Origin of the sequence: Bacillus hominis, from assembly GCF_018332515.1 — a bacterium.
Taxonomy (GTDB): domain Bacteria; phylum Bacillota; class Bacilli; order Bacillales; family Bacillaceae_G; genus Bacillus_A; species Bacillus_A hominis.
The window spans coordinates 1-243 of sequence record NZ_BOQD01000463.1 but is presented as its reverse complement, the minus strand read 5'-3'; the positions used below and the strand labels follow the sequence as shown (position 1 = coordinate 243).

The window sequence follows — 243 nt, the reverse complement described above, 5'->3', positions numbered from 1 at the left end:
TATCCATTATCGGCATCATGTTTGGCATTTGGTTGTTATCCATTATTGGCATCATATTTGGCATTTGATTGTTATCCATTATTGGCATTATGTTTGGCACTTGAATATTAGGCGGTATTACTTGCGGGATAATAACACTTTCTTTTGATACGTTTGGTGAGACTATGTTCCCTACATTTTCTTTTTTCACTTGCGGTGACACTATGTTCCCTACATTTTCTTTCTTCACTTGCGGTGACACTA

At 36.6% G+C, this 243-nt stretch carries 1 pseudogene; it reads right to left on the bottom strand.

Going from position 1 to position 243, the window contains the following annotated elements:
- Nucleotides 1-243: pseudogene (locus tag KI356_RS26375) on the bottom strand (hypothetical protein); the annotation flags it as partial.